This is a genomic window from Saccharopolyspora sp. SCSIO 74807, assembly GCF_037023755.1.
GTDB lineage: Bacteria > Actinomycetota > Actinomycetes > Mycobacteriales > Pseudonocardiaceae > Saccharopolyspora_C > Saccharopolyspora_C galaxeae.
On sequence record NZ_CP146100.1, the window covers coordinates 2680456 to 2694212 of the forward strand.

Consider the following 13757-nt stretch of genomic DNA (forward strand, 5'->3'; position numbering starts at 1 on the left):
GGCGCCGCGCCACCGATCCACATCCGGTGGCGACGAGCGCTTAGGCTTCGGGGTATGACTGATCCCCGCTCGGCCGACGCCTCCACCGCGAATGCGGCCGACGTGTCCGCCGCGGACGCGGCCGACGCCTCCGCCGCGGAGACCGATTCCGACGCCGACCCGGCCGAACCCAAGTACTCCGAGGGGGTCGTCGACCTGCTGGCCGCCCTCGCCTACGGCGAGCTGTCCGCGTTCGACCGGCTGGCCGAAGACGCCCGCACGGCGCCCACGCTGTCCGGGCGGGCGGCGCTGGCCAGCATGGCCGCGGCCGAGATCGGGCACTACCGGATGCTGGACGAGACGCTGGCGCGCCGCGGTGTGGTGACCGCCGAGGTGATGCGCCCGTTCGTCGAACCGTTCGACGAGTTCAACGCCTCCACCGCTCCGCACTCCTGGCTGGAGTCGCTGGTCAAGGCGTACGTCGGCGACGGGCTCGCTGCGGACTTCTACCGCGAGGTCGCGGAGTGGCTGGACCCGTCCACCCGCGAGCTGGTGCTGACCGTGCTCGCCGACACCGGGCATTCCGCGTTCGCCGAGCGGGAGGTGCTGGCCGCCTGCGAGCACGACCGCTCGCTGCGGGACAAGCTGACCTTGTGGGGCAGGAGGCTGCTGGGCGAGGCGGTCACGCAGGCGCAGCGGGTGGTCGCCGAGCGGGACGCGCTGGCCGAGTTGATCATCACCGGCTCCGGCGACCTCACCGGTATCGCCACGCTGTTCCGCCGGTTGCAGAACAACCACACCAAACGAATGTCCCGCCTCGGCCTGGGCTGAAGTGCCTGTCTTCGAGCTGGTTCTGCCGTACGCGGTCGGTGTAGAGCGCTCGCTCGCCGGGCGTAACGCCTGTTCGCCCCGGGTGCAGGCCCGGTCGGGCGGGCCTGGGATAGCCTTTCGTGGCGTAACCATCAGCAGCGAGCTACGGAGGTCAAGCGTGGAGGTCAAGATCGGCGTCGTGGACAGCCCGCGCGAGCTCACCGTCGCCAGCGGTCAGTCCCAGGCCGAGGTCGAGTCGCTGGTCGCCGACGCGCTGAAGACGTCCGACGGGGTGCTGGCGCTGGCCGATCAGAAGGGGCGCCGCTACCTGGTGCCGTCGGCCAAGCTGGCCTACGTCGAGATCGGTCCCGCCGAGTCGCAGCGGGTCGGTTTCGGCGTCCAGTGAGCAAGACCGTGCCCCCACTCGCGAGTGGGGGCACGGTGCTTTTCGGGCTCGTTGCGCCCAGGCGGTTCAGTCCGCCGAATCCGGGATCTCGAACGGGGGCTTGCCGAGCCCCGAGATCCGGAACCGGTTCCACGGGTCCGGGTCGGACAGCGTGCCCACCGCCTGGCCTTGCCTGGTCCGCAGCACCACGTCCGTCTTGCGCCCGCCCGCGAGCTCGGTGACGCCCTCGTCCGCGGACAGTCGGCCGTACCAGTGGAAGCGGCCGTCGATGGGCTGGAAGTGCCCGCGCAGCACCACTTCCACCGCCACCTCGCGCTCCGCGGTGAAGATCACCGCAGCGCCCCGGTAGTCCTCGTCGTCGTGGTCGGCCTGCTGCTGGTCGGTTCGCTGCTGGGCGGGCTCGGTAAGCTCGGTCACGGCTGCTCCTGATCTCAACTTCCGGTGTTGCGGTCGTCGTCCTCGTCCTCGACCAGGTGCAGCTGGGTGTCCAGCTCCACCAGCTCCAGCGGCTCGTCCGGGTCGATCACGATCCCGCCGGAGCGCAGCACGCCGTCGATGGCGTGCCAGATGATCCGCGACAGGTAGCCGGTGAGGTCCTCCCGGCTCATCGACTGCCGTTCGAGCCACCAGTCACCGCTGGCCTGCACCATGCCGACCAGCCCGTGGCTCCACGCCTCCACGCCGCCGGAGTCCAGCCCGAGCGCGCGCATGTACTGCCCGAGCAGCCGCGAGAGCGAATTGGCGATCTCGGTCTTCTCCGCGAGGACCGGGTCGTCGCGCACCGGCTTGTCGGCGAAGGTGCGCCGCACGACGAACCGGTACAGGTCCGGGTACTGCTCGATCACGCCGAGGTAGGTGCTGATCAGCCGCCGGATCCGCTGGTTCGGGCTGCCGTCCCTGGCGAGTTCGGGCGTGAGGCGGCGCATCAGCAGCTCGGTGCCCCACTGCCCGACGGCCAGGTACAGGTCGCTCTTGTCGTGGAAGTGCCGGTACAGCACGGGTTTGCTGACCCCGGCCGTGGCGGCGATGTCGTCCATGCCGACTTCGGCGCCGTGCTCGGCGATGGCGCGGACGGTGGCCTCGACGAACTCGGCGCGCCGGGCCTGGCGGTGTTCGCGCCAGCGCTCGCGGCGGGCGTCGCCGCGGTCGGGCTCTTCGGAGGCGGCCTTGACAGGCCGGGTGCGTTGGCTCACGCTACCCAAGTTAGCTGTTACTCGAAGTAACATGCAACGCCGCGGGGCGGCGACCGACCGCGACCGGCAGACCCCGCGACCGGAACAGGAGCACTTCCATGACCAGGACCTTGCAGGTCAACGACCGGGAGAAGACCGCTGCCCGGCTGCTGAAGTCGTCGGCGAAGAACAGCTACGACCCCGACGTGGACATCGACTGGGACGCGCCCCTGGCCGAGGACGCGCCGTACATCCCGTTCAAGCGCTGCAGCCTCTACGGCACGCACCTGTGGGATCGGCTCGACGAGCAGCAGCGCGTCGAACTGACCAAGCACGAGTTCGCCAGCATCGCCTCGAACGGCCTCTGGTTCGAGGTGCTGCTGATGCAGATGCTGCTCAAGGAGTTCTACAACTCCGATCCGCGCACCAGCCACGCCCAGTACGCGCTGACCGAAGTCGCCGACGAGTGCAGGCACTCCACGATGTTCGCCAAGGCGGTGGACCGCATCGGCGCGCCCGCCTACGGGCCGGTGCCGCTGCTGCGCCAGGGCGGCCGCATCCTGCCCGCCCTGCTGAAGGGGCCGTCCGCGTTCGCTTCGATCCTGGTCGCCGAGGAGGTCCTGGACCGCTTCCAGCGCGACCAGATGTACGACGAGCAGGTGCAACCGCTGGTGCGCATGGTCAACCGGATCCACGTGCTGGAGGAGGCCCGGCACGTCACCTTCGCCCGCGAAGAGGTCACCAGGCGGATGGCCGAGTGCAACGCCGCCGAGCGGGCCTACCACCAGTACATGACGGCGTTCGTCTCCTACGCGGTCTGCTTCAGCCTGATCAACCCGCGGGTCTACAAGTCCGTCGGGATCCGCCCGCGCGACGGGCACGCCGCCGCGTGGGCGAACCCGCACTTCCAGGAGACGCTGCACTGGGGCGGGGAGAAGATCATGAGCTTCCTGGGCGAGGCCGGGCTGGTCGGAAAGCCCGGAATGAGCTGGTGGAAGCGGGCGCACCTGATCCGCTGATCCCGTCCCGGCGGCCGCGCCATCGACCCGCGGCCGTGCAGCCCCGATCCGGCCGCCGCCGCGCCCGGCGGCGGCCGGAACCGCCCTAGCCGAACAGGAACGCGATGACCACCACCATCGGCCCCGCCGTCGAGAAGTACTTCACCGCGGGTGACGGGACGAAGCTGCGCCTGCGGGAAGAAGGCGCGCCCGACGCCCCGATCACCCTCGTGCTGGTGCACGGCTGGACGCTCAGCTCGGAGATCTGGGACCGGGTCGTGCCCGCGGTCACCACGGCCTCGGAAGTCCGCGTGCTGCGGTACGACCTGCGCGGGCACGGCGACTCCGACGCGGCGCCCGCCGGGGCGGCCTCCGTCGCGCGGTGCGCCGACGACCTCGCAGAACTCATCGCCGAGCGGGTGCCGACCGGCCCGGTCGTGCTGGCCGGGCACTCCATGGGCGGCATGACGATCATGGCGCTGGCCGAGCGCCACCCCGAGCTGTTCGCCGAGCGGGTGGCCGCGGCGGCGTTGGTCGCCACCTCCAGCGGCGACCTGGTCGCGCCGCCGCTCGGGCTGCCCCGCCCGGTGGCCCGGACCGTGCACCGCGGCGAGCTGCTGGTGCGGGCGCAATTGGCCGAAGCGCGCGGAAAGCGGGTGAGCAAGTACCCGGCGCCGCTGCGGCCGGGGATGCGGTGGCTGCTGTTCGGCTCGCGGCCGCAGCGGCGCGACATCGCCGCCACCGCACGCTGGGTGGCCGACTGCAATCCCGCGAACATGGCCGCGTTCCGCGCCTCGCTCGCCGAGCACGAGCGCACGCACGCGCTCGCGGCGCTGCGCAACATCCCAGTGGTAGTGCTGGCGGGCCTGGCCGACCGGCTCTGCCCGCTGCCGCACGCCCGGCGGATCGCCGACGCGTTGCCGGACGCGGAGCTGCTGCTCTACGCCGGTGCGGGCCACATGCTGCCGCTGGAGCGCACCGACGAGGTCGCCGACCGGATCACCGAGCTCCTCGACACCGCCACCCGCTCCTGAGCAGAGGACGCACCGCCAAGACGTGATCGAACCGTCAGCCCGTCGCACCGCCCCAGCGGTCCGTTCGCCGCCGCAGTTTCCGAGTGAACGGACTCTCGGCCCAATCCATTGGGACCGGCGGTCCGTTCACTCGGAGCTTTTCGTGCGCACGACGCACCTGAGAGAGTTGCTGCTCTGTTCGGCGTAGTGCCGCAGGGCTGAACGGCGGCTCGCGCCGGTGCTGCCGTCGCAACAAGAATCCCCGCACCACCGTCGGCAGGGGAGCGGATTTGAGCAGCAACGAGGACCAGTCGTTCACCCGCGTGCTGGGAAGGGCCGACGTGCTCGCCGTCGCGTTCGGCGCCATGATCGGCTTCGGGTGGGTCGTCAAAACCGGGGATTTCGTCGCCACCGCCGGGCCGCTCGGCGCCGCGGTGGCGTTCCTCGCCGGCGGCGCGGTGATCGGGCTGGTCGGCCTCACCTACGCCGAACTGGTCTCCGCCATGCCTGCCGCCGGCGGTGCGCACAACTACGTGCTGCGCGGGCTCGGCGGCCGCGCCGGGTTCGTGACGTCGTGGACCTTGGTGCTCGGTTACGTCTCGGTCGTCGCCTTCGAGGCCGTGGCGTTGCCGCAGAGCGTGCAGTACATCTTCCCCGGCGTGCTGACCGGGAAGCTGTGGTCGGTGGCCGGGGACGACGTGTTCGCCGTCTGGGTCGCCGTCGGCATCGGCGGTGCGGTGATCATGACGTTGCTCAACTACGTCGGGGTGCGGCCCGCGGCGGTGTTCCAGAGCATCACCGTGCTGTTCCTGCTCGCGGTCGGGGCGACGCTGCTGCTCGGCGCGGCCGTCGGCGGGGAGACCGGGAACCTGCGGCCGCTGGTCTCGGGAGGGCTCGGCGGGGTCTTCAGCGTGCTGGTGGCGGTGCCGTTCCTGATGGTCGGGTTCGACGTCATCCCGCAGTCCGCCGCGGAGATCAAGCTGCCGGTGCAGCAGATCGGCAAGCTGCTGGTGATCTCGGTCGGACTGGCGACCGCCTGGTACGTGCTGGTCGTGCTCACCGCGGGTACCGCGCTGCCCGCTTCCGCGCTGGGGAACTCCGAACTGGCCGTGGGCGACGCGATGACGCAGTTGTGGCACAGCCGCACGATGGGCAACGTCCTGGTGCTCGGCGGCATCGCGGGAATCCTCAGCAGCTGGAACGGTTTCCTGATCGGAGCGAGCAGGCTGCTCTACGCGATGGCGAACTCCGGGATGCTGCCGCAGTGGTTCGGCAGGCTGCACCCCCGGTTCCGCACCCCGGGCAACGCCGTGCTGTTCATCGGCGCCCTGTCGCTGTTCGCGCCGCTGTTCGGGGAGCAGGCGCTGACCTGGCTGCTGAACTCGGGCAGCTTCGCGATCATCCTCGCCTACCTGGCCGTCGCGGCCGGTTTCCTGGCGCTGCGCCACCGGGAACCGGACATGCCGCGGCCGTTCCGGGTGCGCGGCGGGCGGACCGTCGGCGGGCTGGCCGCCGCGCTCAGCTTCGGGCTGGCCGTGCTGTTCCTGCCGGGGATGCCCAGCGGGCTGGTGTGGCCCTACGAATGGATCGTCCTGGTTTTCTGGGCGCTGCTCGGACTCGTGTTCTTCGTGCGGATGCCGCGGATCGCCGCGGGGCCGGAAGCGGAGCACCAGCTGCGCGCCGCCACCGGCCGCACCTGATCAGGGGTTCTGCAGCGGGAAGCCCGCCAGGCCCTTCCACGCCAGCGTGGAGATCAGCCCGATCGCCTCGTCGCGCTGCACCGAGCTCGTCTCGTCCAGCCAGTAGCGGGCCGTGACCTGGCTGAGCCCCACCAGGCCGAACGCCAGCAGCCGCGCCCGTTCCGGTTCCAGCCCCGCGTCCGCGGTGACGGCCTCGGCCACCGCGTCCACGCATGCCGAAAGCGCGCCGTCCACGGCGCGGTCAACCGCCGGTTCGCCGCGCAGGTCGGACTCGAAGACCAGCCGGAACGCCTGCCCCTCGGCGTCGACGAACTCGAACAGCGCGCCAACCGCGGCCCGCACCCGGTGCTTGTTGTCCGGATTGGACTCGATCGATTCCCGCACCCGGCGCACCAGTTCGCCGCCGTGCGTTTCGACCAGCGCCAGGTACAGCTCCAGCTTGCCGGGGAAGTGCTGGTAGAGGACCGGCTTGCTGACACCCGCGTGCTCGGCGATGTCGTCCATCGCCGCCGCGTGATAGCCGTTGGTGACGAACACGTGCTGAGCAGCCGTGAGCAGTTGCGCCCGGCGTGCGTCCCGGGGCAGCCGGACTCCTCGACTCGGCTGCGCGGTCTCCGTCATGCCTGCCTCCACCCCTTCTGCGGCCTGATCGGGGTCTCCGATTCGCGAAGCACAACTTTACTCGCCGGTAAAGGATGCCTTCGACCTCATCCGGCGGCCAATCCCCGCACGGGGCCATGCTGGGTTCATGCGTGCCGGAACACAGCGCGATCGGGCGGCGACCCCGCGACCGGAGCTGACCAGGGTGCCGATGCGGCCCGGGACGGACGGCGAGCTGTCCGGAGCGCTCGCACCCGGCCGCCGGGTGCGACTGTCCACCCGGCACGGACCGGTCACGGTTCATCTGCGCGAAACCGCCGGGTCGCCTTCCCGCGCCGAGACCGCGGTGTACCTGCACGGGCTGGCCGGGTCGGCGACGAACTGGACGGACCTGGCCGAGCTGCTGTCGGTGCGGTTGCGCGGCATCGCGGTCGACCTGCCCGGCTTCGGCCGCTCCGAACCGCCCGGCTGGTTCGACTACACCGGTGAGCAGCACGCGCACGTCGTGATCCGGCTGCTGGAAGAGCTCGGCGCCGGTGCGGTGCACCTGCTGGGCAACTCCTTCGGCGGTGCGGTCGCGGTGCTGGTCGCGGTCCGCAGGCCGGACCTGGTCGCGTCGCTGACCTTGGTGTCCCCGGCCGTGCCGGACCTGCGGCCGGACCCGCGGCGGATGTCCGACCCGCGGCTGCCGCTGACCCGGTTGCCGCTGCTCGGCCCGGTGGTGCGCCGCAAGCTGGCCGCCATGCCCGCGCACGAGCGGACGCGGCAGTTGCTGCGGCTGTGCTTCGCCGAGCCGGAGGCCGTGCCGCCGAGCCACATCGAGGTCGCGGTCGAGGAGTTCCGGGAGCGCGCCGGACTCGCGTGGGCGGAGGTCGCGCTCGGGCGCACCACGACCGAGCTGATGCGCACCTGGCTGCTGCCGCCGTGGCGTTCCCCGTGGCTGCTGCTGCCGCAGGTTTCGGCGCCGAGCCTGGTGGTGTGGGGCCGCGAGGACCGGGTGCTCGGCATCCGCAAGGCGCCGCGGACCGCGCGGGACCTGCCGCGCGGGCGGCTGCTGGTGCTGCCGCGAACCGGCCATGTGGCGCAGATGGAGCGTCCGCGGGTGCTCGCCAAGGCGGTGCTCGGGATGCTCGACGAGATCGATGCGCACCGTTGGTGACCGCCGATCCCGAATCGGGTGATCTTTGCGGGCGTACCGGACACCGCAGGCCATGGTCTCGATCGGGGATCGCGTCCTTGTGGGACGCTGGAGCCGTGCCGCGCCCGAGACGACCACGAAACAGTGCCGCAGGACGCTCGGGAGCGTCGCGGGACGCCGAGAGTCCGCAGCGCGCACCGGGAACGGACGCGCCCGGAAGAGACGAGCCGCTCGCCGCGTCGTGGCGGCCGTTGCCGGAATCCGACGACTTCGACGGCCTCGAGGACGAAGCCGACGACGCGCCCGCGCGCCGCACGCGGAACCGGCGGTGGTCGTTCCAGGGCTGGCGCATTTACGCGGTACCGCTGCTGATCGTGATCACCGCCCTCGCGGTGTTCCAGGTCGCCGACCCGGGCGCCGGGCCCGCCGACGGCTCCCGAGCGCAGGCGCCGAACGTTGCGGAGGCGCCGGTGGTCACCGAAGCGCCGCCCGGGCAGACCTACGACCCGAACATGTTCTCCGCGGAGCTGCCGCCCGGTGCGCCGGTACCGGAGATCGGCGGCCGCACCTACGAGGTGCTGCCCGGAACCGCGCCGCGCGTCGGCTCCGGCGAGCTCTACCGCTACACCGTCGAAGCGGAGGTCGGCGTCCGGCTGGCCGAGGGCAACGACACCTTCGCCCAGCTCACCCAGCAGACCTTGGCCGACCCGCGGAGCTGGACCCACCCGGAGGCCGGGAGCTCGGAAAGCGGCGGACAGAACGGGGGAGTCGCGCTGGAGCGGGTGGACGGCGCGAGCTCGCCGGACTTCCGGGTCACGCTGGTGAGCCAGAACACCGCGCGGGAGATCTGCGGCTACGGCAACGGCCTGCCGTTCGACACTTCCTGCCGCATCGGCGACCGCGTCTACATCAACGCCGCGCGGTGGGTCCGGGGCGCGGTGGCGTTCGAGGGCGACATCGGCACGTACCGCCGCTATGCGATCAACCACGAGGTCGGCCACGTCTTCGGCAACGGGCACGTGCCGTGCGGGCAGCAGGGCGGGCTGGCGCCGGTGATGATGCAGCAGACCTTCAGCACCTCGAACAACGAGCTGCGCGAGCTGAACAAAGCGGTGCCGCAGGGCACCGAGATCCCCGCGAACGGCTTCGTCTGCAAGCCCAACGCCTGGCCGTTCCCGGTGGGCGGGCCGCCCGGACCGTGATTTCGGCCGCTCCGGCGGTCTGCGCCCTCTCGGATTCTGGGAGTGTTCCGGGAGCCGGGAAGAGCACCGGCCGGACTCGCGTTGCACCTTTCGCGACGGATCGGCCCGGCCCGCTCGACGACCTGGCCGAGCAATGAACTCGCCGACCGAAAACGAGCCGGCCGAGCGGGTCGGCGTGCCCGACCGCGGCGCGAACGCTCGCCCGGCGCGCGCGAAAGCGGCGCCGCGGCGAGGTGAGAACACTGAGGAGGAGCTGGGAATGTCCGGCGATGCAGCCCAGGCAACGCTACCGCCGCTGGTGGAACCGGCCGCGGAGCTGACCAAGGAAGAGGTCGCCCGCTACAGCCGCCACCTGATCATCCCGGACGTCGGGATGGCCGGGCAGAAGCGGCTGAAGAACGCGCGGGTCCTGATCATCGGAGCAGGCGGGCTCGGCAGCCCGGCGATGCTGTACCTGGCCGCGGCCGGGGTCGGCACCATCGGCATCGTGGAGTTCGACCACGTCGACGAGTCGAACCTGCACCGCCAGGTGATCCACGGCCAGTCCGACCTGGGGCGGCCGAAGGCGGAGTCGGCGCGCGACTCGATCGCCGAGATCAACCCGTTCGTCCAGGTGAACCTGCACCAGGTGCACCTGTCCTCGGACAACGCGCTGGACATCTTCGCCGACTACGACCTGATCCTGGACGGCACCGACAACTTCGCCACCCGGTACCTGGTCAACGACGCGGCGGTGCTGTCCGGCAAGCCCTACGTGTGGGGTTCGATCTTCCGGTTCGAGGGCCAGGTCAGCGTGTTCTGGGACAAGTACGGCCCGAACTACCGCGACCTGTACCCGGAGCCGCCGCCGCCCGGGATGGTGCCGTCCTGCGCCGAAGGCGGCGTGCTCGGCGTGCTGTGCGCGTCCATCGGCTCGGTCATGAGCACCGAGGCGATCAAGCTCATCACCGGCATCGGCGAGAGCCTGCTGGGCCGCCTGATGATCTACGACGGGCTGGAGATGAGCTACCGCACCGTCAAGATCCGCAAGGACCCGAACGCGGAGCCGATCAACGAGCTGATCGACTACGAGGCGTTCTGCGGCGTGGTCTCGGACGACGCGCAGCAGGCGGCGGTGAACAGCACGATCACCCCGCGCGAGCTCAAGGACAAGTTCGACCGCGGTGACGAGTTCCAGTTGGTCGACGTCCGGGAGCCGCACGAGTACGAGATCGTCAAGATCGACGGCTCGACGCTGATCCCGAAGGACCGCATCCTCTCCGGCGAGGCGCTGTCCGAACTGCCGCAGGACAAGCAGATCGTGTTGCACTGCAAGTCCGGCGGGCGTTCCGCGGAGGCGCTCTCGGCGCTGCACAAGGCAGGTTTCTCGGACGCGGTGCACGTCGGCGGCGGCGTGCTCGGCTGGGCCAACGAGGTGGACCAGAGCCTGCCGACCTACTGATCGAGGGTTTTCGGAAGCGGTGCCGGTTGCCCGGTGCCGCCGAAGGGTCGGAGCGAGCAGCGGTGCTGCCGCTCGGCCGAACGGAATCCCGTCCGCGACGGCCCGGCGCCCAACGTGGTGCCGGGCCGTTCGCGTGCCGGGCCGTTGGTCATCGACCTGATCACGCTCCCGGAGCGTCGCCCGCCGATCGGGGGACGCGGGAGGTAGCGTCTGCGCCGTGACTGCAACACCGGAGCCGCCCCCGACGCACGTGCGCGCGGCGTTCGGTGCCCGCGGCGAGGACGCCGAACTCGTCGACGGCGCCGTCGCCTGGCGTTGCGGCGAGGTCGTGCTCAAACCCGCGGCGAACACCGCCGAGGCGGCGTGGACGGCGCAGACCCTGGACCTGCTGGAACCGGAAGAGGTGCGGGTCGGTCGCCCGGTGCGATCCACCGACGGCCGCTGGGTGGTGTCCGGCTGGTCGGCCAGCCGGGACATCGCCGGGCGCCCGGAGCCGCGGCACGACGAGGTCGTGGCCGCGTCGCTGCGGCTGCACACCGCCAGCAACGTGCTGACCCGGCCGAGGTTCCTGGACGCGCGGCAGGACATCTACTCGCTGGCGGACCGGATGTCGTGGGGCGAGGAGGACTACCCGCTGCCGCTGGACAAGGGCGGCCGGCTCTACGACGTGCTTGCGGCGTCGAGGCGGAAGACGCAGCTGCGACCGCAGGTGGTGCACGGCGACCTGTTCGGCAACGTGCTGTTCGCGGGCAACGCTCCGCCCGGCGTCATCGACTTCACGCCGTTCTGGCGACCCGCCGAGTGGGCCGCCGCGGTCGCGGTGATCGATGCGTTGTCCTGGGGCGGATCGGATGCGGCGATCGTGGAGCGCTGGTCGCACCTGACGGATTGGCCGCAGGCGCTGCTGCGCGCGCTGCTGTTCCGGCTCGCGGTGCACGCGCTGCACCCGCGTTCCACGACGCAGTCGCTGGCGGGGCTGGAACACGCGTCCCAGATGGTCCTCGAAGTCCTCTGACACCCGGATTCCCGGTAGGTGCGGGTGGGCTGATCGGTCCAGCGGGGTGTGAGGATGGGGCGATGGAAGCGAGCTCCGAGGAACGTCCGCTGCACGGGTTCACCGTGGGGATCACCGCCGAGCGCAAGGCCGCCGAACTGGGTTCGTTGCTGCAGCGGCGCGGCGCGGCGGTGCGCTACGGGGCCGCGATGCACACGGTTCCCGCACCGGACGACGGCGAGCTGATCGCGGCCACCGATGCCGTGCTGGCCGAGCCCGTGCACTACGTGGTCGCGGTGACCGGCTCGGGATTCCGCGGCTGGCTGGAGGCCGCCGAGCGGCGCGGTATGGGCGAACGTCTCAAGCAGCACTTGGGCGAGGCGGAACTGCTCGCCCGCGGTGCCAAGGCCAGCGGCGCGATCCGCGGTGCCGGGCTGCGGGAATCGTGGACCGCGCCGTCCGAGGAGATGCCGGAGACGCTGGAGCACCTGCTGCTCCGCGGTGTCGAGGGCAAGCGCGTGGTCGTGCAGCTGCACGGCGATCCGATGAGCGAATTCCGGGAGAAGCTGCGCGCTGCGGGCGCCGAAGTGCTGCCGATCGTGGTGTACCGCTGGGAGGACCCGGCCGACCTGCCCGCGCTGGACGCGCTGATCGACGCGGTGATCGCCGGAGAGATCGACGCGCTGCCGTTCACCAGCGCGCCCGCAGCGACGAACTTCCTGATGCGGGCGGAGCGGACCGGACGCGGTGAACGGTTGTTGACCGCCTTGCGGGAGAAGGTGTTCATCGCCTGCGTGGGGCAGGTGACCGCGGCACCGATCACCCGCGCCGGACTGCCCTGCTCGACGCCGGAGCGGGCGCGCACGGCCGCGCTGGTGCGGCTGATCGCCGACGAACTTCCGGATCGCCGCCGCTGAGCGATCCGGCCGGGCAGGCGGACCGGACCAGGCGGAGTCGCAACCTGCGCGAGCCGGCTCCAGCCGGGCAGGTCAGTCGGCTCCCCAGCGGTACCGGCGCATGTCGATCCGCGCTCCGTCGGCCAGCACGCCCTCGGCCCGCAGCCGGGTCAGCTGCTCCTGACGCAGGTGATCGGCCGGGGTTCCGTTCGAGCGCAGCACCCGGTGCCATGGCAGGTCGGCGCCGTCCTCGGCGAGGATCCGGCCCACCAGGCGGGCCGAGCGCAGCCCGGCGAGCTCGGCGACGTCGCCGTAGGCCAGCACCGAGCCGGGCGGGATCGAAGCGACCACGGCGCGCACCGTTTCGAGCGTTTCCTCGTTCACGCGGGCAGTTTCCCAGCCCGCGGACCGGCCGTGTCGTGGAACCCGCGGTTGCCGAGGCGGTGGTTCTCCGACGCCAGCAGGCCGCTTCGCGCGGCTGCCCGCGGAGCACCGTGATCAACCGTTCAAAGCCGCCGGATGCCGTCCAGGACGGCTTGCAGCAGCGCCTGGTCCGGCTCGCGCGTCGGCGCGAGCGGAACCGCGAGTTCGCCGCTGTGCAGCAGATCCGCCACCAGCACCGTCGCGACCATCACCGGCACCTCCAGCGCGGCCGCGAGATCGCCGATCGAAGCTGGCTTGCGGCACAGCCGCAGGATCCGCTCGTGATCCGCGCTCCACTCTGCCGAATCGGCCGCGTGCGGTGGGGCCGAATCCGCCGCGTCCGGGGTGGGATCGGCCGCGTCCGACGGGACCGGCTCAGCCGCGTGCCGCGGCGTCGGACCGGCCGTGCGCGGCGGGTCGCCGGTCGCCACGACCAGCGTCGTCCGGTGCAGCTCGATCTCGTCCGCACGAGTGCGGCCCCGCGTCATCGCGTACGGCCGCACCAGCGGTCCGGCGGCGCTGTCCCGCCAGCCGCCCGTCGTGCACTGCCGCGTGATCATGACGCCGCCGCCGGGTCGAGGCGGGAGCGGGGCGCGGACGCGATGGCCGCGCCCGCCCGCTGCACGAACAGGTTGATCTCGTAGGCGATCCGCCCGACGTCGGCGTGCTCGTCGCCGAGCACCGCCACGCAGGTACCGGCGTTCGCGGCGGTGACGAACAGGAAGGCGTGGTCCATCTCGACCACGGTCTGCCGGATCGAGCCGCCGCTGAACCGAGTGCCGGTACCGCGGGCCAGGCCGTGCAGCGCGGAAGCCGTCGCGGACAGCGCTTCGGCGTCCACATCGGATAGTTCCGGGGAGGCTTCCACGACCAGGCCGTCCGTGGACAGCACGACCGCGTGCCGCGTGCCCGCGACACTTCCGACGAGGTCGTCGAGCAGCCGGCCCAGCTCGGTCGGCGCGCTCGTGTTCTGCACAGGCTCTCC

16 protein-coding genes are annotated in these 13757 nt (G+C 71.6%); 10 read left to right on the top strand and 6 right to left on the bottom strand.

Annotated features, from left to right (window positions below):
* Window positions 1–54 precede the first annotated feature (54 nt).
* Both V1457_RS12320 and V1457_RS12325 read left to right on the top strand, forming a co-directional pair.
* Window positions 55–810 (top strand): ferritin-like fold-containing protein, encoded by a 756-nt coding sequence (locus V1457_RS12320; RefSeq protein WP_200073314.1) that lies wholly within the window; start codon window positions 55–57, stop codon window positions 808–810.
* Between the two features lie 157 nt (window positions 811–967).
* On the top strand, window positions 968–1195 hold the full coding sequence (locus V1457_RS12325) for a DUF3107 domain-containing protein (protein WP_200073315.1): 228 nt from the start codon (window positions 968–970) through the stop codon (window positions 1193–1195).
* Between the two features lie 66 nt (window positions 1196–1261).
* Here the strand turns inward: V1457_RS12325 and V1457_RS12330 are convergent, their stop codons facing one another.
* Entirely contained in the window at window positions 1262–1612 is a 351-nt protein-coding gene (locus V1457_RS12330) for a DUF4873 domain-containing protein (RefSeq protein ID WP_200073316.1), read from the bottom strand.
* A gap of 14 nt (window positions 1613–1626) precedes the next feature.
* Window positions 1627–2388 (bottom strand): TetR/AcrR family transcriptional regulator, encoded by a 762-nt coding sequence (locus V1457_RS12335; protein ID WP_200073317.1) that lies wholly within the window; start codon window positions 2386–2388, stop codon window positions 1627–1629.
* Window positions 2389–2486: 98 nt separating this feature from the next.
* On the opposite strand from V1457_RS12335, the gene V1457_RS12340 reads away from it, so the two are divergent.
* From V1457_RS12340 to V1457_RS12350, 3 genes are all read left to right on the top strand, one after another.
* A complete protein-coding gene (locus tag V1457_RS12340) occupies window positions 2487–3386 on the top strand; it encodes a diiron oxygenase (protein ID WP_200073318.1) in 900 nt (299 codons plus the stop codon).
* A gap of 104 nt (window positions 3387–3490) precedes the next feature.
* Window positions 3491–4399: an alpha/beta hydrolase gene (locus V1457_RS12345; protein ID WP_338603658.1), complete on the top strand. Its 909-nt coding sequence runs from the start codon at window positions 3491–3493 to the stop codon at window positions 4397–4399.
* A gap of 269 nt (window positions 4400–4668) precedes the next feature.
* On the top strand, window positions 4669–6078 hold the full coding sequence (locus V1457_RS12350) for an APC family permease (protein WP_200073320.1): 1410 nt from the start codon (window positions 4669–4671) through the stop codon (window positions 6076–6078).
* On the opposite strand, the gene V1457_RS12355 is transcribed toward V1457_RS12350, so the two are convergent.
* Entirely contained in the window at window positions 6079–6699 is a 621-nt protein-coding gene (locus tag V1457_RS12355) for a TetR/AcrR family transcriptional regulator (RefSeq protein ID WP_200073321.1), read from the bottom strand.
* 127 nt (window positions 6700–6826) lie between these two features.
* On the opposite strand from V1457_RS12355, the gene V1457_RS12360 reads away from it, so the two are divergent.
* The 5 genes from V1457_RS12360 (at window position 6827) to V1457_RS12380 (ending at window position 12370) form a co-directional block, all read left to right on the top strand.
* A complete protein-coding gene (locus tag V1457_RS12360; RefSeq protein ID WP_200073322.1) occupies window positions 6827–7837 on the top strand; it encodes an alpha/beta fold hydrolase in 1011 nt (336 codons plus the stop codon).
* A 230-nt stretch (window positions 7838–8067) separates the two neighbouring features.
* A complete protein-coding gene (locus tag V1457_RS12365) occupies window positions 8068–9018 on the top strand; it encodes a DUF3152 domain-containing protein (protein WP_233628406.1) in 951 nt (316 codons plus the stop codon).
* Window positions 9019–9277: 259 nt separating this feature from the next.
* Window positions 9278–10459, top strand: a complete 1182-nt coding sequence (gene moeZ, locus V1457_RS12370) for an adenylyltransferase/sulfurtransferase MoeZ (RefSeq protein ID WP_200073324.1) — start codon at window positions 9278–9280, stop codon at window positions 10457–10459.
* Between the two features lie 217 nt (window positions 10460–10676).
* Window positions 10677–11474, top strand: a complete 798-nt coding sequence (locus V1457_RS12375; protein WP_200073325.1) for a TIGR02569 family protein — start codon at window positions 10677–10679, stop codon at window positions 11472–11474.
* Window positions 11475–11536: 62 nt separating this feature from the next.
* Window positions 11537–12370, top strand: coding sequence for a uroporphyrinogen-III synthase (locus tag V1457_RS12380; protein WP_338603667.1), 834 nt, complete (start codon window positions 11537–11539; stop codon window positions 12368–12370).
* A gap of 72 nt (window positions 12371–12442) precedes the next feature.
* Here V1457_RS12380 and V1457_RS12385 read toward each other — a convergent pair whose 3' ends face one another.
* From V1457_RS12385 to V1457_RS12395, 3 genes are all read right to left on the bottom strand, one after another.
* Window positions 12443–12733: an MGMT family protein gene (locus V1457_RS12385; RefSeq protein WP_200073327.1), complete on the bottom strand. Its 291-nt coding sequence runs from the start codon at window positions 12731–12733 to the stop codon at window positions 12443–12445.
* Between the two features lie 122 nt (window positions 12734–12855).
* Complete coding sequence (locus V1457_RS12390; RefSeq protein WP_338603670.1) at window positions 12856–13332, bottom strand: DUF742 domain-containing protein; 477 nt, start codon at window positions 13330–13332, stop codon at window positions 12856–12858.
* Window positions 13329–13748, bottom strand: a complete 420-nt coding sequence (locus V1457_RS12395) for a roadblock/LC7 domain-containing protein (protein ID WP_200073329.1) — start codon at window positions 13746–13748, stop codon at window positions 13329–13331. The genes V1457_RS12390 and V1457_RS12395 overlap by 4 nt, the downstream gene beginning before the upstream one ends.
* Window positions 13749–13757 lie beyond the last annotated feature (9 nt).

Coding starts and splice junctions, on each gene's coding strand:
- V1457_RS12320 (WP_200073314.1), top strand. CDS start 55: ATGACTGATCCCCGCTCGGCCGACGCCTCCACCGCGAATGCGGCCGAC.
- V1457_RS12340 (WP_200073318.1), top strand. CDS start 2,487: ATGACCAGGACCTTGCAGGTCAACGACCGGGAGAAGACCGCTGCCCGG.
- V1457_RS12345 (WP_338603658.1), top strand. CDS start 3,491: ATGACCACCACCATCGGCCCCGCCGTCGAGAAGTACTTCACCGCGGGT.
- V1457_RS12355 (WP_200073321.1), bottom strand. CDS start 6,699: ATGACGGAGACCGCGCAGCCGAGTCGAGGAGTCCGGCTGCCCCGGGAC.
- V1457_RS12360 (WP_200073322.1), top strand. CDS start 6,827: ATGCGTGCCGGAACACAGCGCGATCGGGCGGCGACCCCGCGACCGGAG.
- moeZ (WP_200073324.1), top strand. CDS start 9,278: ATGTCCGGCGATGCAGCCCAGGCAACGCTACCGCCGCTGGTGGAACCG.
- V1457_RS12380 (WP_338603667.1), top strand. CDS start 11,537: ATGGAAGCGAGCTCCGAGGAACGTCCGCTGCACGGGTTCACCGTGGGG.
- V1457_RS12390 (WP_338603670.1), bottom strand. CDS start 13,332: ATGATCACGCGGCAGTGCACGACGGGCGGCTGGCGGGACAGCGCCGCC.